The sequence below is a fragment of the Rhizobium sp. 18065 genome, from assembly GCF_902706095.1.
Taxonomy (GTDB): Bacteria; Pseudomonadota; Alphaproteobacteria; order Rhizobiales; family Rhizobiaceae; genus Allorhizobium.
Genome location: NZ_CACSJP010000001.1, coordinates 613,498 through 632,367, shown reverse-complemented (window position 1 = coordinate 632,367; position 18,870 = coordinate 613,498). Strand labels below are relative to the sequence as shown.

At 60.2% G+C, this 18,870-nt stretch carries 17 protein-coding genes; 13 read left to right on the top strand and 4 right to left on the bottom strand.

Features of this window, described 5'->3' with window-relative positions:
- Positions 1 to 240 precede the first annotated feature (240 nt).
- The 4 genes from GVK95_RS02970 (at position 241) to GVK95_RS25165 (ending at position 5,794) form a co-directional block, all read left to right on the top strand.
- Positions 241 to 4,485 (top strand): caspase family protein, encoded by a 4,245-nt coding sequence (locus GVK95_RS02970; RefSeq protein WP_159946404.1) that lies wholly within the window; start codon positions 241 to 243, stop codon positions 4,483 to 4,485.
- A 28-nt stretch (positions 4,486 to 4,513) separates the two neighbouring features.
- Positions 4,514 to 4,906, top strand: coding sequence for a hypothetical protein (locus tag GVK95_RS02965; protein WP_159946402.1), 393 nt, complete (start codon positions 4,514 to 4,516; stop codon positions 4,904 to 4,906).
- Positions 4,903 to 5,466, top strand: a complete 564-nt coding sequence (locus GVK95_RS02960; protein ID WP_159946400.1) for a hypothetical protein — start codon at positions 4,903 to 4,905, stop codon at positions 5,464 to 5,466. Before GVK95_RS02965 ends, GVK95_RS02960 begins: the two co-directional genes overlap by 4 nt.
- 190 nt (positions 5,467 to 5,656) lie before the next feature.
- Complete coding sequence (locus GVK95_RS25165) at positions 5,657 to 5,794, top strand: hypothetical protein (RefSeq protein WP_244618659.1); 138 nt, start codon at positions 5,657 to 5,659, stop codon at positions 5,792 to 5,794.
- A gap of 285 nt (positions 5,795 to 6,079) precedes the next feature.
- Here GVK95_RS25165 and GVK95_RS02950 read toward each other — a convergent pair whose 3' ends face one another.
- Positions 6,080 to 6,907, bottom strand: coding sequence for a transporter substrate-binding domain-containing protein (locus GVK95_RS02950; protein WP_159946398.1), 828 nt, complete (start codon positions 6,905 to 6,907; stop codon positions 6,080 to 6,082).
- 164 nt (positions 6,908 to 7,071) lie between these two features.
- The gene (locus GVK95_RS02945) at positions 7,072 to 8,001 is read right to left on the bottom strand and encodes a LysR family transcriptional regulator (protein ID WP_159946396.1); all 930 of its coding nucleotides are present in this window, start codon (positions 7,999 to 8,001) and stop codon (positions 7,072 to 7,074) included.
- A 149-nt stretch (positions 8,002 to 8,150) separates the two neighbouring features.
- On the opposite strand from GVK95_RS02945, the gene GVK95_RS02940 reads away from it, so the two are divergent.
- From GVK95_RS02940 to GVK95_RS02900, 9 genes are all read left to right on the top strand, one after another.
- Complete coding sequence (locus GVK95_RS02940; protein ID WP_159946394.1) at positions 8,151 to 9,326, top strand: FAD-binding oxidoreductase; 1,176 nt, start codon at positions 8,151 to 8,153, stop codon at positions 9,324 to 9,326.
- On the top strand, positions 9,323 to 9,577 hold the full coding sequence (locus tag GVK95_RS02935) for a 2Fe-2S iron-sulfur cluster-binding protein (RefSeq protein WP_159946392.1): 255 nt from the start codon (positions 9,323 to 9,325) through the stop codon (positions 9,575 to 9,577). Before GVK95_RS02940 ends, GVK95_RS02935 begins: the two co-directional genes overlap by 4 nt.
- A complete protein-coding gene (locus GVK95_RS02930) occupies positions 9,570 to 10,907 on the top strand; it encodes an FAD-dependent oxidoreductase (protein ID WP_159946390.1) in 1,338 nt (445 codons plus the stop codon). Before GVK95_RS02935 ends, GVK95_RS02930 begins: the two co-directional genes overlap by 8 nt.
- Entirely contained in the window at positions 10,904 to 12,322 is a 1,419-nt protein-coding gene (locus GVK95_RS02925; protein ID WP_244618629.1) for an aldehyde dehydrogenase family protein, read from the top strand. The genes GVK95_RS02930 and GVK95_RS02925 overlap by 4 nt, the downstream gene beginning before the upstream one ends.
- A gap of 11 nt (positions 12,323 to 12,333) precedes the next feature.
- Positions 12,334 to 13,077, top strand: a complete 744-nt coding sequence (locus tag GVK95_RS02920; RefSeq protein WP_159946388.1) for a dihydrodipicolinate reductase C-terminal domain-containing protein — start codon at positions 12,334 to 12,336, stop codon at positions 13,075 to 13,077.
- A 23-nt stretch (positions 13,078 to 13,100) separates the two neighbouring features.
- Positions 13,101 to 14,018 carry a 4-hydroxy-tetrahydrodipicolinate synthase gene (gene dapA / locus GVK95_RS02915; protein WP_159946386.1) on the top strand — a complete coding sequence of 306 codons (918 nt, stop codon included), beginning with the start codon at positions 13,101 to 13,103 and terminating at the stop codon, positions 14,016 to 14,018.
- A 190-nt stretch (positions 14,019 to 14,208) separates the two neighbouring features.
- On the top strand, positions 14,209 to 14,874 hold the full coding sequence (locus GVK95_RS02910; RefSeq protein ID WP_159946384.1) for an amino acid ABC transporter permease: 666 nt from the start codon (positions 14,209 to 14,211) through the stop codon (positions 14,872 to 14,874).
- Between the two features lie 19 nt (positions 14,875 to 14,893).
- Positions 14,894 to 15,667, top strand: coding sequence for an amino acid ABC transporter ATP-binding protein (locus GVK95_RS02905; protein WP_159946382.1), 774 nt, complete (start codon positions 14,894 to 14,896; stop codon positions 15,665 to 15,667).
- A 5-nt stretch (positions 15,668 to 15,672) separates the two neighbouring features.
- Complete coding sequence (locus GVK95_RS02900; protein ID WP_244618628.1) at positions 15,673 to 16,755, top strand: saccharopine dehydrogenase C-terminal domain-containing protein; 1,083 nt, start codon at positions 15,673 to 15,675, stop codon at positions 16,753 to 16,755.
- A gap of 163 nt (positions 16,756 to 16,918) precedes the next feature.
- On the opposite strand, the gene GVK95_RS02895 is transcribed toward GVK95_RS02900, so the two are convergent.
- Positions 16,919 to 17,704: an ABC transporter permease gene (locus GVK95_RS02895; protein ID WP_159946380.1), complete on the bottom strand. Its 786-nt coding sequence runs from the start codon at positions 17,702 to 17,704 to the stop codon at positions 16,919 to 16,921.
- Complete coding sequence (locus tag GVK95_RS02890) at positions 17,701 to 18,870, bottom strand: ABC transporter permease (protein WP_244618658.1); 1,170 nt, start codon at positions 18,868 to 18,870, stop codon at positions 17,701 to 17,703. Before GVK95_RS02890 ends, GVK95_RS02895 begins: the two co-directional genes overlap by 4 nt.

Here is an 18,870-nt window from a genome sequence, read left to right as displayed (position 1 = left end):
CAGCCAAGCAACGCGACACCCACTCAGCCGCACCATCCAAAACGCTCGACACCACCGCCGCAATAAATGTCGTATAACCGTCACGGCCGGCCATGGCCTCTCACGCAAAATCTTCAACCTAGGGTTCTTTGCGTACAAAAGGCTCGCCACTCGCTAGCACGTCCTAAAATTGTACTTGTGAATTTGCAATTGAGTCTGCACATTCACTATTGGTTAACCCATCGCGCAATGGACGCCCCAATGTACCGAGCATGCGCAGCACTATTTGCCCTCGTGACCTGGTGCGCGCCTGCGCAGGCGCAATCGGCTTCCGAGCTGCTCGGGAATGTTTTCGGAATTCCGATCGAACGGCAGGATTCGCCGCGGGTTTTCCAATCCCAACTCGACGATCAGCAGACTTTGCGCCTTCAGAAGGCGCTCGCGACGCTGGGCTACTTGAAGACTGGTGTCGATGGACAGGCAGGCCCCGCAACATGGAACGCTGTGGCTGCCTGGGCGCGAGATCGGGGCTGGGAACCGCCGACGACACTGAGACGAGCCCATCTCGATACGCTTGAGCAAGAGGCCGGCACAACCACGGCAGAGATTTCGAACGGTGCAACAACTGCGGAGAGCCCCGACGGTTCGGTCATCGGCAGGGTACAGGCCGGATTGGTGCAACTGGGATATATGAAGACCACTCCCACAGGAGTCCTCGATCAAGCCACAGGCCGGGCACTTGCAGCCTGGGCGCGCGACAGAGGTTGGGCTGCCCCCACCGTTCTTCGGCAAGCGCATGCCGATCACATCGAAAAGGAGGTCCAAGAACGCAACCTTGGCCCGGCAGCACGCACGATCGCCAATGCATTCGATATGGAGAGTGGTACCTCGCCGTCGGACACGTCATACGAGCGTCTGGCGGATGAAACGTCGCCCAAACCCGAAATGACGGTGCGCTGGCAGGAAATGCCGAACACCGATCTTCCGGGTGGAGATCTGCGCACCGGATTGACCGATCAGGCTCTGCGGGGAATTACCCAGGCTGAATGCGCAAAATTTTGCCTGACGACCGACCAGTGTACCGCCTATACCTTGAACCTGAATGGAAACATCTGCTTCCTGAAACGGGCTGACGGCCAGTTGACGCCGTTTCGGGGCGCCGTAACGGTCATGTTGGCCGAGCAGAAGCTCAGGCTAGCACCCCCTCCCACCCGCGGGCCCGAACCGACACTGTCCGACGAAGTCGGTTGGCGGCTGACGGACAGCATGCCCACCTACCACACCCGTATCCGTCAGAAGGCCCGTCCCGTCGGGCTCAGCTGTTCTGCAGAAGAGGAAAGTCTGAAAGATCTCTCAGCCGACATTGCTTGGAGCTTGCAGACAGGCCAGCCGCAGGCTGGGCGAGCCGTTTCCGTGGCATGGAGCGGAAACACACTGACTGAACGAATTCCCGCATGGCTCATCATTTCGTCCTCTGACAGGGTGCGTTTCTCCGGCATTGGTCATGTTGCCCTGGGACCCGAGGCGGCCAACCCATTCGGGATAAAGGCCGGTGCGGGCAAGACACGCGCGATGGTTTCGCTCGCGAGCCGAGGTGCGGGACATACAGGCAAAATCGGCATCGTGCCGCTCGAGGCAGGGACGAGCGAACTGACCATCGAACTGGTGGGCTACCTGCGCGGCTGCGAGAAGGAGATTTCGCTCAAGACCGAAACACTTTCGTTTGAGGTCTCGCCTGCGGCTGCCGAGATTGTGTTGGGCACGCCGGAAGGGCGCGCAAGTTTGACGCACCGGATCGATGTCAAGCGAGTTGCTCGTACGATCCTCCTGAGCGAACAGCGGTTCCTTCTCCTCGACGCGGCGACCGGCACAGAGATCATAGAGCGCGCGGGTTCGCATCTGCAGGTATCTCCGACACATCGTTTCATCGCCGTTGAGGAAGGGGGGAAGATCGACATTGTCGACATGGTCGACGGGAACACCACGACGCAGTTAGATCTTGGTGAGCTGTCCTGGGGTATCGGAGACAGCTTTGCGTTTACAACAACGTCTCCATGGGCCACGGTTAGCCTGGCCTCAACCTTCGGCAACGGGTTGCAGATCCTCGGCCAGATGACAGGCCCGTCCTGCTGCACTGCGTCTCCTGAATCAACCCGCGTGAGCATCGACCTCGAGAACTCGGTGTTCAGTATCCTGGGAAAGCTTGGCTATCGCATCGGTGCCCTCCAGAATCCGAACTATATGCTGCTCTCGGATGCTCAGGGCGGGTATAGCAGCGAAGGCGGAAGCGACGCCAATACCAACCTGCAGATGCTGCAATCAATAGGGACCCTAGCGCCCGTCACACTCGCTCTGGGATTCGATGTGCCCGGTGGCTTCGTCCAGACCGGCAAATGGGAAGACTGGAGCGAATCGAGCGACAACGGGCCGCGTGAAAAGCCCTTCAGCGACACCTTGTCAATATTCAGGCGGGTCGGTCTCTCAGCAAGCCCCGTGAACGGCCGATATGACGGGGTTCTTGCCTTGGGAGGCAACAGCCGACCCGTCGAGCAGATTTTTTCCGAGCAACTGGCGCGCATCGGAATCGAGGTCGCGCAAATGACAGACGGAGAACAGCTCCTCCGTCCCGAGAAAGATCGACCCCAGTCTCATTCCGCCTACGACACAGATGCGCGCCTGAAAGCCAGCGAAAAGGCGATGCTGAGGCTGCAAAAGGAGGCGAAAATGGCGGGATGGAAACCGTCTTGGTCGCTTCCCGAAGCGGATACTAGCGGCCTTCCCGACTGCGAACATATCGTTGTCGATGGCAAGTTGGAAAAAGGAAAGATCCTTGTCCCACGCGATGTCGTGGAGGTGTCGACAGTACGGACACCGAAGGGAACCGCATGGGTCGCCAGGTCAGACTGCGTGGCTGGTGCGACCTATGGCAGCCTGCGCGCCTATGCTGGTTATTATGTCATCGACCTTTCCCAACCTCCATCGGCAGGCGACAAGGCATTCCTGGTCGAGACCGGCTTCCTGTTCGAGAACGCGATCCACCAGTTCTGGTACGAAAATTCGTTCCACATCAAGGCTGATGACGATTTCATCCTCAGCGTCGCACCAGCGAAGGGCGCCATTGCCCTCGTCGATCGGGGGAAGAAAGAATTCGCCTGGATCGGCGGGGCTCTGCCAAATGGCGACCTTCTCCAGGATGCCTGGCTGACTGCCGACCGGCAGCATGTGCTACAACTCAACTCTGACGGCAATTTCTATGTCCATCCTCTCACAAAGAACGCAGAACCAGTGCTTTCAGGACGGATCGTGGACGACGAGATAGCGGTATGGACAAAAGACTTTCACTACGACGCGACGGCAGAGGCTGCCAGCATCATCGACTTGAAGTTTCCGGGGCACTACGCGCAATACAGCCTTGATCGCTTTGGACCTGCACGGCGGGTGGTCGGTCTCGCCCAGTTGACTTTGGCCGGGACCTCAATGAGCGTCGAGGAACAAGAGGTCGTCGCTCTTCCCCCGAGCCTGACCGGCACGATCATGTCGACCCCTTCGGGCTCGATCAAAGCTGATATTCAGTTCGACGATACCGAGGTGACGAGCATTGCCGTCTTCCAGGATGGACAGCTTTCACGCAGTTTTGCCCGTGACGAACTTGCATCCACGTTCGAATTCGAAAGGCTCAAGGATGCGAGGTGGATTTCGCTGGTCGCCACGACAAGAGAAGGCCTTTCGAGCCTGCCAGTGTCTATTGATCTGGGCCCGCCCAAAAACAGGCGTTCGGTCGGGCGCGTGCTCGCGATCGGCGTCAACACCTACGAGAATCCAAGCCTTCCATCGCTGAACTATGCCCTGAGGGATGCCGGACAGATCATTTCTGCCTTGACCAAGAAAGAGGGACCAAGCCCACCCTTCGAGCTCCTGCAAGGACCGAAGGATCGTGCGGCAACGCCGGAAGCGATCCTTTCTGCCGCTCTGGCACTGACCGCCGACCTTGAGAACGGTGATCATGCCGTGCTTTTCCTCGCTGGGCATGGGCTGCGGGATGCTAACGGACGCTTCTACTTCGCAACGTCCGGGACGGATCCTCAAAGGCTTGCAGAGACTGCATTGTCTTTCGAGGCGCTGCAGAGCGCGCTCAAGACATCGCGTGCATCCATCACCCTGTTGCTGGACGCATGTCACTCGGGTGCTGCTGGCGGGAATGCGAACGCGACAAACGACGAGCTTGCAAAGGGGTTCACGCAATTAGGTTCGAACGTGACGGTCGTTGCGGCTGCCAAGGGCAGGCAGGAATCGATTGCCCGCCGGGAGACCGGCGGGCTGTTTACCAACGCCGTTGTGAGGGTGATTGGCGAGGATCGCCACAACTACGACACGGACAGGAATGGCCGGATCGAGGCCTCAGAACTTTATCGCGGCGTGAAATCCATCGTCGTCGACGCGACCGACGGCACGCAGACTCCATGGATGACGAGAAGCAGAGTGGTGGGAGACTATGCAATTTTCTAGACGGACGAGACTCAGGCTCTCGGTGGCATTGGCATTTCTGATCATCCAGAACGGCGTGCGCGAGGTCGATGCAGCATGCTACGTTTGCGACGAGGTCGTAGAGCTCGACAACGCTCTTGCCGCGTGTTTCCTGAGAGACTTCAGCCGGTATCTCACTGAGGTTCGACAATCGAGCGACCAGTATTCCAGCGTCGATCTTTCGCATTGTGTGGGGACCGACGGCAGCGAAAATCGCGGCATCGTGAAAATGCCTGTGCTGGAGCCGGATGCGCAACCAAATCCGTCTGCGTCAGCTCCCCTCAGAACCGTCTACATCATGGACGAGAGAAGCCTGCTTTGCCTGCAAAAACTGGTGGTACCTTTATCGGGCAAGCTTTCGCCTGGAAAGCCGTTTGACCTCATCAAGGAATGCGCACCTTGAGCCTGAACACGTTTGCAAGGCGGACCGCACCAATCTGGAGCATGCTGTCCAGCATATTCACACTGGCCGGGATTGTCGGAGCGGGGTGGGCGATCTGGCAATACAACATCCAGAAGGAAGCAGACCGGCAGAAATACACGCTCGAACTGGTGGCCTTTTGGCAGGAGGAAGGCTACCGCAAAAGCTACGACGACCTCGCCAGCAACGTCCTTCTTTTCATGCAGGACGTACCGGGAGCCCAACTTGAGGCCGCAGCTAAAAACCCGGATCTCAAGATACGCCTGCAGGAGAATTTCGCGCGCCGCGTGGATGCGGACCCCGCCAATATAGGACGCGTGAGGGATGTGGTTTACTTCTTCAAATGGCTGGACATTTGTCTGAAAAAATCCATCTGCTCGCAAGACACAACCGCCGCATTCTTCGACGACACGGTGCATACATTTCTGGACAATTATGGGGTGTACATCAACAAGCGGAGCGTCTCTCTTCCAGCGGGACTGGATCTTCTAGAGGGCCTTTCCAAAGCACTCAATGTGAACAACGCCCCTTACCGTGAGTGAGTGACGCCGTTCCTGACCTGCTGGCGATACCGGTCGGCAAACCGAGGCTGTTCCTTGCCGACAAAGGCTATGACGGCGATTTCCTGCGCGAAGAACTGCTGATCCACCGGATCAGGCCAGTCATTCCGCCGAGGGCCAACCGGAAGAACCACCTCCCTGCGACTTCCGGGCATACAAGGATCGAAACCGCATCGAGCGGATGTTCAACCGCCTCAAGCAGTTCCGTCGCGTTGCGACCCGATACGAAAAGACCCGAAAATCCTTCTCGGCATTCCTCGCTCTGGCAGCCGCGAAGATATGGCTGCCATACCTTGTCAAAAGGACCTAAGGCGAATTTGCCTTGCATGATATTGCCTTCTCCGCCACTGAAGCATGCCCCCCGCGTGCGCCAGTCAGCTAGAACTGACTTTTGCGTAGCCAGCGCATTTGGCCTTTTAACAAATATGCGAGCTTCGGTCCGCCGCCCGACTTCAAAAAGAGCGACAGTCACTCCCTTCCCGGATATGCGAAGCGGGCCGGCAACAATTTCCGGCCCACTCTATTGTTTCAGTCTCGACAAATGTCGGCGGAGCTCTCCACGTGCTCAGGGTTGATCACGCCGCAGACAGGATCATCAGCCGCCGAAACCGAAGCCGACCGGCATGTCTTCCAGTGTAATGCCGAAGGTTTCCAGACTCTTCACGATCCATGTCTGGTTGTTGCCGATGCGCCGATTATATTCGGCCCAGGCGGATACGAAGCTCTTGAACGTTTCATCCGCACCGTAATTCAATGCGATGACGGATGGCGTCGACAGGATGGGCGTTGGAACCTTGACTACACCGACGGTCGGGGCCTTCTTGGAAATGACCAAGCCATTCAACATCGTGTTGACCAGCCCGTCTGCCTTGCCGGTCGTGACAGCAACGATCGCCTCGTCCCGCGTTTTGAAGCGCAGGATGTTGGCTTTGGGAAGATATTGCTGGGCGATCAGATCCTGCGCGGAACCGAGGTCGACGGCGAACGTGAACTTTGGATCATTGAGTTCGGTCCAAGTCTTGCCCGTCAACTCCTCCTTGGCGGATAAGAGCACGAAACTGTTGTAATAGGTCGGGTCGGAGAAGGAAACGGACATGGCGCGAACTGGCGTGGCAGTCACAGCAAAGGCCATGTCGACCTTGCCGCTCTGGACATCGAGGATGGCATTGGCCCAACTGGATTCCACCACTTCGAGCTTGACGTCGAGCGTCTTCGCGATGTCGTTTGCCATATCGATGACGAAGCCCTGCCATTCGCCGGTGCGAGGATCCTTATTGAAGTAGGGTGTTTCGTTGAGGATCGCGGGAATGCGCAGCACACCGCGGGCGCGGATCTCGTCGATGGTGCCGGCCGAGGCCGCCGTGCCGCCCAGCAGCGACAGCGCCATCGCTGCTGCGCCACAGATCTTAGAAAGCAGTTTCATGGTCTGGTTCTCCTTTGTTCCCCGGTATTCTTTGCTGTCCGTGTCCCGGCGCAACGAGCATCTCGTGCGCGGGCTTTGCCGGCCGAAAATCAGCCTATCCGCGAATTGAGCAGGAACAATGCTAGAGAGTCCGAGCCACTTATCGGCTTTTTTATATGTCGCAGTCAGAGAGGCGGTAGCGCGAGTTCACTGCTGCGCGGTGGATCAAGCACCGGACCGACCAGTTCGCGGCGGCAGTCCTCGAACAACTGTTGCACCATGGGATGCTTCTGCAGGAAGCCGGCATTGCCGAAATAGACGCGCACTTCCGGCAGGTTGCTTAGCTTGGTGCTGCGGATTGATACATCCTCCGGGCCAATGCACCAGGAGGGAATAATCGAGAAGCCGAGACCTTCCTCGACGCAGCGCTTAACGCTCGAACTTCCGGATGTGGATACCGCCGGCTGGACCACCGCCCCGTCTCGGCCAAGGAAGTCGACCGCCAGGTTGCGCAGCGTCTGGCCTGGCTCGTAGGTGATGAATGGACGGCCTTCCGCCCAGAGGGGAATGTCCTGCTGCTCGGGCGGCTCGCCCCAGGCTTGCGGATAGACCAGGCTCAACCTGTAGCTTCCGAGCAGCCGTTGCGGCACGACGGGGTCGCCGAAGTAGCGTTCCGAAATGCAGACGTCGAGACTGCCATTCTTGACCAGTTCGGCCAGAACGGTGTCGCGCTCGTAGACGGCAAATTCCATTTCGGGAAAAGCCTCGCGAAACCGGGAAAGCACCCTTGGGAACAGATAGAAGAAGATCGCCTGGGGCATGCCGACACGCAGCGATGACCGCTGGTTTTCGATCAGCTTGGTCAACCTCTCAAGCATGATGTCCAGTTCGGGATGGAGCAGGCTGTAGAGCGCACGTCCGCGTGGGGTGAGCGAGATGCGCTTTGCCCCCTGCTCGGAATCGATAAGCTTCCCCTGCAGGATCTGCTCTAGCCGCCGCACATGATTGGCGGCCGACTGGTAGCTCAGGTTGAGATCCCGCGCCGCTCCGGAAAACGAGCCGTGACGTGCTACCTGGTAGAAGGTCTGGATGAGTGTGAGGCTAATCTTGGCCATGAAGCGGGTCCCCCTCCTTCTTTGTTAAGGGGTCGGTACTTTCCAGCGGATACAAATTTCGTGAACAAGCAAGGCCGTCATCTTGTATCGACGGTCAAGCCCTGCCGACGCCAATATTGGTCGACAACCAACAAGGCCGGCTCGAAATCATGCAATCCCGTCCCCTATCCAGCGCCATTGTCGTCGGTTCCGGCATCGTCGGGGCCGCAACAGCCTATTTCCTGGCGAGGCGTGGTATCGCCGTCCGGCTGATCGACGCGTCGGCTCCAGCGGCGGAAGCCACCGGGGCTGCCGACGGTGCCGTCTCGGTGGCCAGCAAGCGGCCGGGTCCGATGATGGCCGCGGCGCTCAAGGGGGTCAAACTCTACAGGGAACTGGCTGACGAAGGACTGTTTGCCGGCGCTTTCAAGCGCCGTTCGACCTTCATCGTTGCGGCATCAGACGAGGAATGCGCGGTGCTGGACGCCCATTCGGTAGCTCTTGCCAGTGCCGGTGTCCGGGTGGAGAGGCTGGGCGAAGGCGACCTGCGCCAGAACTTCCCTGCCCTCTCGCCACAAGCGAAGATGGCGGTCGAGGTACACGGCGAGGGCCATGCGATCGGCTACCAGATTGTCCACCGGCTGTTGACCGCATCCGGCATTACCGTAGACCGCGATACGCGGGTCGAAGCTCTTCTGTTGGAAGAAGGTGGGCGGCGCATTACTGGTATCGCAACCAACCGCGGCTCGCTCTCAGCCGATGTGGTCGTGATCGCCGCCGGCAATGGATCGGCCCGACTTCTCGGTCTTACCGGCGTGCTCACGCCGCGAAAGGGTCAATTGCTGGTGACCGAAAGGGCACCGATGCTCAACGCGTCCATGCGCGGCGCGATCATGTCGGGACGCTACCTGCTCAGCAAGGGAAGTCAGAAGGCCGGGCATGCGCCGCCGCCGCGTGGGCTGGGCCTTGTGATCGACCCGCTCCTCACAGGCCAGTTCCTGATCGGCGGCACACGCGAGGATTTCGGCAGTCGGGAGACCAACGACATCGATGCGGTGTCGCGCATTCTAAGCGATGCCGTTGCACTCGTACCCGGCCTAGCCGGCGTCAGGCTGCTGAGGAGCTTCGCCGGGGTTCGCACGGCCGTTATCGATGGCCTGCCCTTGGTCGGGCGGATCGCTGGCCTGGAGAACGGCTATGTGGCGACCGGCTTCGAGGGCGACGGCATCTGCCTTGGCCCCGTCACCGGAAAGTCAATCGTCCAGATGCTCTGCGGCGAGGAGCCTGATCTCGATCTTTCATGCTTCGCGCCGGCCCGGTTCGCAAACCAGGGAGCGGCCGCATGACCGGGCAGACCTTCGACTGGATGGGACGTCGCATATCCTTCCGCGTGGGAGAGAGTATTGCGGCCGCACTCGACGCCGCCGGCATCCGCACCTTCGGACCCGACACGCTCGGCCAGGAGACGCGCTATTTCTGCGGCATCGGCGCCTGCCAGTGCTGTCTCGTGCGGGTCGACGGCATCGTCCGCGAAGCCTGCATCACGCCAGCTAAAGCAGGAATGCAAGCCGAAACCCTGGAGGCACACCATGACTGAGCCCGATGTGGTTGTCATCGGCGGCGGTCCGGCTGGACTTGCGGCGGCGATTGAAGTGGCTCGCTCCGGTTACAGGGCCGAAGTCGTCGAACAGCGCGAAAGCCTTGGTGGCGCTATCCATCGCCAGCCGATCGAGGGTGTCGTCCCCATCAGCCAGGCCGCCGGGCCAAAGGCCCGCTGGCTGGCACTTGCGGACGCTTTTTCAGCGGCGCGCATCCCGGTGCGTCACGCTTCGGTTTTCCTCGGCGTCGACGGCGACGGACTGGTGCTGATCGAGAACCGCCGGACCGGCCTGATCGAGCAATTGCGCCCCAAGGCTGTGATCCTCGCTACGGGCGCCGTCGAAAAGGTATATCCGCGGCCCGGCTGGCAGATAGCCGGGGTCTCAACGGCCGGCGCACTGCAGGTGATGATGAAGGAAACCGGGCGGGTGCCGCAAGGTCGCATCCTGCTTGCGGGTAGTGGCCCGCTGTTGATCGCGGTCGCGGCGCAGATGACACGGCTCGGCAATCCGCCGGTTGCGCTCGTCGAGGCGGGTGATCCCCTGCGGCGGATGGGACCGGGATTTGCCATGCTCGGCCATGTCGCCCTGCTGCGCGAGGCAGTCGGCTACCTTTCTGACGTGTATCTCCGCCGCATCGTCTGGATGCGCGGCACACAGTTGGTCGCGATCGATCGGCATGGCGAGAACCTTCAGGCGGTATTGCAACGGCGCGATGGCAGTCAACATCAAATCACAGTGGACCGGATCGGACTGCATGACGGCATTCGCCCGAACGATTTCGGCCTGCCGACAGAGAAGACAGACACGACGTCAGGACCTTTGATCGTCAGGGCCGGGGATTGCCGCGAGGCGCTCGGTGCCTTCGCCGCAGAGGTGGACGGACGGCACGCGGGCCGCAGCGTCGCGGACCTTTTGTCGGGCAACCGCGACGGCGCAGAGCTTGGCCGAGAAATCAAACGCGCCCGCATGGCGCAAGCGACCCTGGCGGCTCTCTTTGCGCCGATCCACGGCGTACCACAGCTTTCATCCCTGCCGGACGAAACCCTCCTTTGCCGCTGCGAAGGAAAGACCGTCGGCGACTTACGGCGGCTCTGCAACCAGCCGGATCGGTTGAGCGGCCGAGAGGTCAAGCACAATGGCCGCTTTGCCATGGGCGCCTGCCAGGGGCGTTTCTGCGCCGCCAATACGGCCGCGCTGATGGCCGAATTGAAACCAGGCAAGCCCGGGCCGTCGCCCGAGGACCTGACCGGTCGCCGCTGGCCGGTGCGTCCCGTTTCCATCGCAGCGCTGACCGGCGCCATCCCCACAAACACAGAAAACAAATGACGAGGTTTACCGACATGACGCAAGCCCAGCGCCTGGCTCTTGATACACCCAATGCGATCCTGGTCCGCAATCCCTTTGACGGTTCCCCGGTCGGCGAAATTGCCGTGAGCTCGACCGCCGAGATCACCGCCGCCGTCATCCGCGCCAAGGCGGCTCAGTGGGAATTCCGCCGATCGACACCGGCGGTCCGCCGCGCCTTGCTGAACGCGCTCGCAGCAGAGATTGCCGCAGACGCCGAAAGCCTGGCGCGCATCATCTCCAGCGAGATGGGCAAGACGATTCGAGAGGCGCGCAACGAGGTGCGCCGCGCCCAGAACACACTGAAGCTCTCCGGCGATGCCGGCACCTTCCTCGACGGCGAAGCGTTGCACTGCGCGATCGTCGAGGGTGGCGCGGACCGGCTGGCGACGATAACCTACGAACCCGTCGGCGTGGTGGGAGCGATCACACCCTTCAACTATCCGCTCAACCTGCTTTGCCATAAGCTCGGGCCTGCGATTGCCGCAGGCAATGCCGTGGTTGCGAAACCGTCTCCCAAGGCACCGCTTGCCGCAGCACGTTTGCGCGAACTGGCGCTGAAAGCCGGCTGGCCGGCCGACCTGTTCCAGATCGTGCACGGCGCGGCAGATGCTGCCCTGTCGCTGGCCCGCTCGCCGATCGACCTTCTGTCGTTCACCGGCGGGCCAGGTGCGGGCCTTGCTCTCAAGAATGCCAGCGGGCTCATTCGCTGCCTGATGGAGCTGGGCGGCAACGATCCGCTGTTCGTGCTTCCCGACGCAGACCTGGACAAGGCCGTAGCGACCACCATCGGCCACCGCTTCGAGATCGCCGGACAGAGCTGTGCGGCGGTCAAGAAGCTCTACCTGCATCGGGACATCGAGAAGGTCTTCACCGAGAAGCTTCTCGCCGCCGTCGACGCCGTCGAGTTCGGCGATCCATCGAGCGACGACACCGACATGGGTACGGTCATCGATCTTGATGCGGCCGAGGCCGTGGCCGCGCGCGTCAATGCCAGCATTTCAGGCCATGGCGGCAAGCTGCTGACCGGCGGCACCCATGACGGCACGGTCTTTGCCCCGACCGTCATCTCAGAGGTTGCCGTCGACGCGCCTGTCATCGCCGACGAGACCTTCGGCCCAATCATAGCAATCCGCAGTTTCACGGACCCAAGGACGGCGATCGCCGAGGTCAATGCCGGTGCCTACGGCTTGCAGGCCGGCGTGTTCACCAATGACCATGCACTGATCAAGACATTCTCGCGCGACCTGATCGTCGGCGGCGTGATGATCAACGAAGGCCCGGATTTCCGCGCCGAACACGTGCCCTTCGGTGGCGTCAAGCGCTCCGGCCTCGGCCGCGAGGGTGTTCGCATCGCGCTACGGGAAATGTCGGAGACCAAAGTCGTGATCGACTGAGGAGAGTGGTCATGCGTGTCGCCATCATGGGAGCATCGGGCAGGGTCGGAACCCGGCTGGTCGAATTGATCCTCGCCAATCCGGGATTGGAACTGGCGGCGGCACTGGTGTCGCCCGGATCGCGCCTTGTCGGTACCCCGGTCGCCGGCGGCAGCATTGAATACCGCCCGGCCGATGCGGCGATGAAGAGCCATTGCGACGTGATGATCGATTTTTCTACCCCGGCCGCAAGCCTCGCCTTGCAGGAAGAAATCGGCACCACGGCAATCCCGATGGTGATCGGCACCACGGGTTTCACACCTGAGGAGGATAAGCGGCTGACTGTGTCTTGTGCCCATCGCCCGATGCTGGTCAGCGCCAACTTTGCCCATGGCTTCGAAGCCTTTCGATTGGCGGCATTGGACTTCGCCCGGCGCATGCCGGACGCCGAGGCGATCATCGGCGAGACCTACCATGCCCGCAAAAAGGCAGAACCGTCCGGTACCTCACGCCAGCTGGCACGCCAGGTGTTCGAAGCACGAAGCCGGGTCATGGGCTTTGCCGCGCCGGAACCGGCGATCGTCGTCAGCCGCGAGGGAGACACGGCCGGCATGAACGAGATCCGGTTCGACATGGGCTCGGCCAAGGGCGTGTTCACCTACCGCGTGCACACACTCGCAGCCTATGCCGAAGGAGCGCTCACTGCCGCGCAATGGCTGATTTCCCGACCTCGTCCTGCAGGCCGCTACTGCCTGGCGGACAGCCTAAACGATTGATGATACTAGAGAGGAACATGACAATGCAGGATCTTCACAAATGCTTCAACGGCGTATTCACCGCCCTCATCACGCCTTTCAAGGACGGGGTCGTCGATACGGCCGCCTATGACGCGCTGGTTGAACGCCAGATCGAAGCCGGTGTAGCAGGCCTCGTTCCGGTCGGCACGACCGGTGAGGCGGCGACGCTTTCCGACGAGGAGGCCGATGCGCTGATCGCCCGCACTGTGACGCTGGCAGGCGGACGCGCCCTGGTAATGGCCGGCGCCGGCGCCAACGACACGAAAAAGACAATCGACAAGGTGAGACGGGCAGAACAGGCCGGCGCAGACGCCGTACTGATCGTCACGCCCTACTACAACAAGCCAACCCAGGCGGGCCTCGCCGCGCACTACGGCGCAGCAGCTGAGGCGACATCGCTGCCAGTCATGCTTTATTCGGTCCCCGGGCGCTGCGGCGTGGAAATCGCGTCGGAGACCTGCGCACAGCTGCTCGAGCGCCACGACAACATCATCGCAATCAAGGAAGCCGGTGGATCAGCCGGCCGCGTTACCCAGTTGCGTGCCGCCTGCGGCGAACGCCTGATTATCCATTCCGGCGATGACGGACTTACCCTGCCCTTCCTGTCGCTCGGCGCTGTCGGCGTCACCAGTGTCGTAGCCAATGTCGCGCCGCGCGAGATGGTGCAACTGGTGGAAGCCTGGAAGGCCGGCGATACGGCTCGGGCGCTTGCACTGCATGAACTGATCGCAGAGCTCACCGACGGTATGTTCATCGAATCCAATCCTGGACCGGTCAAGGCGGCGCTGGCGCTCTCCAACCTCGCAGGACCGGAAATGCGCCTGCCTATGGTGCAGGTATCGGCGGCCAACCGCGAACGGATCGCCGGCATTCTCAGCCGCTTCAGCTCAGCCTCGTCCGCCTTCCAAGAAATGCGGTAAGCGGCGGCATCAGCTTTGCATTGTCCGTGGCGAACGGACGTAGGACTATCCATCGTCGGCCTTCGGCCTCGTTCGGCGGCCGACGCAAGACTAGGGGAACAAGAATGACAAACAGGACTGACGAAGACCGGTGTCCCCGGAGCAGGCATCACCCATCCAGCCGGGCGACCATGCTCGCAGGAGGTGGGCGATGAGCTACAGCTGGGACTTCCATTCCGTATGGCAATACTGGGACCTCTTTCTGTGGGGTCTGTGGATCACCGTGGTATACACCTTCGGCTCGATCTTCTTCGGCGTTCTGATCGGCTTTCTCACCTGCGCTGCAAGGCTTTCCGGCTGGCGGATCCTGTCCGGTATCGTCCGGGTCTACCAGGAAATCTTCCGCTGTACGCCGCTCCTCGTACAACTGCTTTGGTTCTATTATGCCTTTCCGCTGCTGGTCGGTGGCTCGATCGATAACCGTCTCGCGGCCATGCTGACGCTCTCGCTCTATGTCGGCGCCTTTTACGCGGAGATCTTCCGCGGCGGGATCGTTTCGATCGACAGGGGACAGCGTGAAGCCGCCGCGGCCATCGGCATGAGTCCGTGGCAGTCGATGTATCGCATCATCCTGCCGCAGGCGATGAAGCGGGTGCTGCCATCGTTCATCAACCAGTCGGTCATCCAGTTCAAGAATACCTCTCTGGTTTCCGTCATATCGGTCGCAGATCTCGCCTACATGGCGGCGGTGGTGAATGGGCAGACGTACCGGCCGCTCGAATCCTACACTCTCATGGCCGGCCTTTACATCGCGATGCTGCTGCCGCTCACCCAAGCCGCAGACTGGATCGAACGACGTCTCAGAGTCAGCGACTAAACGGAACGGATGCACGGACATGACACAGAACTCCAAGACAAACCCACCCGTCATCGAGGCGCTGGATCTGCGCAAGAGCTACGGTACACTGGAAGTCCTCAAGGGGCTTAACCTCAGCCTGGAACGCGGTGAAGTGGTCGCGCTGATCGGTCCATCGGGATCGGGCAAGTCCACCTTCATCCGCTGCCTCAATATGATGGAAATCCCCACCGGCGGCACAATCCGCTTTCGCCAGAAAGCTGTCGGCGACCGGTTTCGTGACAGGGGCGAGGACATTGGGATTGGAACGCTGCGTCGACATGTTGGCATGGTATTCCAGCATTTCAATCTCTTCCCCCATAAGACTGTGCTGCAGAACGTGACAGAAGGTCCAATCATCGTCTGCGGTCGCCCGAAACGGGAGGCTGAGGAACTGGCCATGGATCTGCTCGCGCAGGTCGGCCTCGCCGAAAAACACGCTGCCTATCCGAACCATTTGTCCGGCGGGCAGAAGCAGCGTGTGGCGATTGCCAGAGCTCTGGCGATGGAACCAGAAGTGCTCCTACTGGACGAGGTGACGAGTGCACTCGACCCAGAGCTCGTGGGCGAGGTTCTGAGCGTCATTCGGGGACTTGCCGACAAGGGTATGACGATGGCGATCGTCACGCACGAAATGGCATTCGCTGCAGACGTTGCAAGCCGTATCCTTTTTCTCGATCAGGGCGTCATCGCCGAAACAGGTACCGCGGAAGACGTGATCCTCAATCCGCAAAATCCGCGGCTCCAAGGTTTCGTCACACGCTTTAAGAGCTGAGAACCATGATGACGCCACTGAAAGTGACAATATTCGGCGCCGGCCGTATCGGTACGGCACTGGCCATCACATTGGCAGGGAACCCGGCCTTCCGTGTCGATGTCATCGATCGCTCTGAAGAGGCGCTTGATGGGCTTCGTGCCATGAAAATCGATGTTGCGTTGCGCCGGTTCCGTCACAACGACGAATTGCGCGCGATGCTATCCGGGCGCGATGTCGCCGTCGCGGCTGTCCCGGAAAGCGCCTTGAAGGCCGTCGCGAATGCGGCCGCGCAGGCAGATGTGCACTACCTGGACTTCACTGGTGCTCGACCCGAAACACAAGCCATTCTCCAAGCGCTCTCCACCCGTCGTGCGATTTTCAACGGATGCGGTGTTTCGCCGGGTCTGGTCGGGAACATCGCCTGGGGTCTTATGGAAAGAGGTTCGGCGATCACGGATTTGGTCATTCGTGTCGGCGCCGTTCCCCGTTGTCCCACAAATCGTCTTGGCTACGGCCAGATCTGGAATGTCGACGGTCTTATAGATGAGTATACGCGGCCGACTGCCGCGATACGCGACGGAAAGGCCGTCACCTTGTCACCGCTCGAAGATTACCGGACTCTGAGCATCGATGGCGTCGCCTATGAAGAATTCATCACCGCAGGCGGAATTGAGGACCTCTCGATCTTTTCCGAGTTCTCGCCCGGTAACATCACAGTCAAAACGATCCGCTATCCTGGCCACCTCGACTACATGCGCTTCCTCCTTGACGATCTCGGACTTCGCAACCGCCGGGACATGATGCGATCGCTGCTTTGCAATGGCCTCCCGATCATCGATGACGACATTCTGCTGGTGATGGTCACTGCGCGTGGCAGTCGTGGTCGTCAGCCGACAGAATGCACGGTCTGTCATCGCTTTTCGCCGGATAAGAAAAACGGCGCTTTCAACGCCCTGACGTCGGTTGCCACTGGCTATGCAGCCACCTTGCTCACCTTGTTGCAACGGGAAGACATCGCGTCGTCAGGCTTCATCGAACACCACCGCATAGGCACACAAGTGCTTTTGGACAGTGCATTTCTGAAACCGCTTCTAAATCACCACTGATAATGGTTCTTCAAACAAAGGCCCCAACCACTTGCGCTGTAGTTGAGCTGGCCCCAATAGGCTGACCAGGGTCGCCCCTTCAGGCAGCCGGGCTAATCCCGCCATCATTGAGCACATTTTATCGCGCCTAGCCGTCGGAAAAATTGTCCGTACCGACCTATGTCTATGCCCGCCGGCTCTTTTTTTGAGCCAGCAAGACCAGGCCTGCGATGACGACCGTTCCAACGATGAACAGGAACGCAGCAGCAGCGATGGCGGGACTGATGTTTTCCCTGATCGTCGAGAACATCTGGCGGGCAACCGTCCGCTGGTTTGGTCCTGCGACGAACAGTGTTAGAACGACTTCATCCAACGATGTGGCGAATGCGAAAACTGCACCCGATACGATGCCGGGCATGGCCAACGGCAGTGTCACCTGCCGCAAGACGACGGTCGGAGAAGCGCCGAGACTTGCCGCAGCGTTTTCCAGGCGCCGGTCAATTCCCTGTAGTGCAGCGGTAACGTTCACCAGCACGAATGGGATCGCAATCACTGTATGTGCGATGATGACACCCAGATAGGTGTTGGCGAGACCATACTGGGCGAACATCAGTTGCATACCGACCCCGAGCACCACCGCCGGGACGACCATCGGCAACAGGAATACAGTTCGAACCAGGCTGAACACGAGCGAGACGGAATTGCCGCGCAATCCCAGAGCAGCAACCGTACCAAGAATGGTTGCAAGCACTGTGGTTCCAGTTCCAATCAACAGGCTGTTGATGATCGACCGACGCCAGGCGTTGGCGGTGAACAGCTCGCGGAACCAGCGGAATGAATAGTCCGGGATCGGGTAGTTCAGGAAGACACTGTCTGTGAAAGCCAGCGGAAGGATCGCGAACAGCGGAGCCATGAGAAAGATGACGACTGCTGTTCCAAACACTGCCTTGCTGATGGGAAGCGTTCTCATGGGCGCGCCTCCTCAGAGGAGAGGCGAAGGTAAACGACATAGAGCATCATGGTGGCGGCCAGAAGGACGATCCCGAGAGCTCCGGCCATACCCCAATTTGCGGCCCCGGTCGCATAGTAGGCGATGACGGAGCTGATCATCTGGTCTTTGGCGCCACCAATGAGTGCAGGCGTGATGTAGTAGCCGAGGGCGCTCATGAAGACGAGCAACGCTCCGGAGACGACACCGCGAAGGCTCAGCGGAAGCAGTACCAGAAGGAACGCCCTGATCGGCGGTGCGCCGAGCGAAGCAGCAGCAGGCATCAGATTTTTCGGAATGCCGATGAGGACACTAAAGATCGGCAGTACCATGAACGGAAGCAACACATGGGTCATGGCAATCACCACGCCGAGCCGATTGAAGATCAGGGGCACGGGACCATCGGTCAAACCAAGCGTCTGCAGCGTCAGGTTGATCAGGCCATTGTCCTGCAGAATGATGTACCACGCAGCGGTGCGGACCAGGAGCGATGTCCAGAGTGGGAGAAGCACGGCTCCCAGAAGCAGTTGGCGCTTCCAACCCGTCGTTGACGCGGCAACCATCGCAAACGGAAGACCGATAGCGATACAGCACAGGGTCACCACGCCTGCCATGATCATGGTGCGAATGAGCGTGGTACGGTTGGCCGAAGTCCCTTCAGGCGCGTTGACGATGTGGCCGCCCGCATCGCGCTCCAGATCAACCGCCGCCAAGAGATTTCTGTCCGTGAGAGAGGCACCGGCCGCATCCTGGATCGCTATCCAGAAAGCGGGATCGCTCCACCGCTTATCGACCGATACCAGATCGGCAAGCTCCGGGCTTTCCGCAACGGCACTACGCGTCTTCGTCATCAACGTGCGGAAACCGGACTTCGCACTGTTCAAGCGGCGCACCAAATCACCGAAAAGCTGGTCATCGGTGATATTCCGGATATCGCTCGCGAAAGCCTCTTGTGCTTCAGCCGGCGGGATGCTTGCGCGATCCCAATCCTGCAATGCCGCCGACACCGTCGGGAGAGCGCTCGCCGCGACCGGATCGGAGACCGCTGTCTTCATCATCGTGACAAGTGGAGCCAGGAAAAAGAAAACGAGGAAAATTGCGAGTGGCGCGATCAGCGCGAAGGACTTGACGCGTTTGGTGAGCCACAT

Coding starts and splice junctions, on each gene's coding strand:
- GVK95_RS02970 (WP_159946404.1), top strand. CDS start 241: ATGTACCGAGCATGCGCAGCACTATTTGCCCTCGTGACCTGGTGCGCG.
- GVK95_RS02950 (WP_159946398.1), bottom strand. CDS start 6,907: ATGAAACTGCTTTCTAAGATCTGTGGCGCAGCAGCGATGGCGCTGTCG.
- GVK95_RS02945 (WP_159946396.1), bottom strand. CDS start 8,001: ATGGCCAAGATTAGCCTCACACTCATCCAGACCTTCTACCAGGTAGCA.
- GVK95_RS02940 (WP_159946394.1), top strand. CDS start 8,151: ATGCAATCCCGTCCCCTATCCAGCGCCATTGTCGTCGGTTCCGGCATC.
- GVK95_RS02935 (WP_159946392.1), top strand. CDS start 9,323: ATGACCGGGCAGACCTTCGACTGGATGGGACGTCGCATATCCTTCCGC.
- GVK95_RS02930 (WP_159946390.1), top strand. CDS start 9,570: ATGACTGAGCCCGATGTGGTTGTCATCGGCGGCGGTCCGGCTGGACTT.
- GVK95_RS02925 (WP_244618629.1), top strand. CDS start 10,904: ATGACGAGGTTTACCGACATGACGCAAGCCCAGCGCCTGGCTCTTGAT.
- GVK95_RS02920 (WP_159946388.1), top strand. CDS start 12,334: ATGCGTGTCGCCATCATGGGAGCATCGGGCAGGGTCGGAACCCGGCTG.
- dapA (WP_159946386.1), top strand. CDS start 13,101: ATGCAGGATCTTCACAAATGCTTCAACGGCGTATTCACCGCCCTCATC.
- GVK95_RS02910 (WP_159946384.1), top strand. CDS start 14,209: ATGAGCTACAGCTGGGACTTCCATTCCGTATGGCAATACTGGGACCTC.
- GVK95_RS02905 (WP_159946382.1), top strand. CDS start 14,894: ATGACACAGAACTCCAAGACAAACCCACCCGTCATCGAGGCGCTGGAT.
- GVK95_RS02900 (WP_244618628.1), top strand. CDS start 15,673: ATGATGACGCCACTGAAAGTGACAATATTCGGCGCCGGCCGTATCGGT.
- GVK95_RS02895 (WP_159946380.1), bottom strand. CDS start 17,704: ATGAGAACGCTTCCCATCAGCAAGGCAGTGTTTGGAACAGCAGTCGTC.
- GVK95_RS02890 (WP_244618658.1), bottom strand. CDS start 18,870: ATGTGGCTCACCAAACGCGTCAAGTCCTTCGCGCTGATCGCGCCACTC.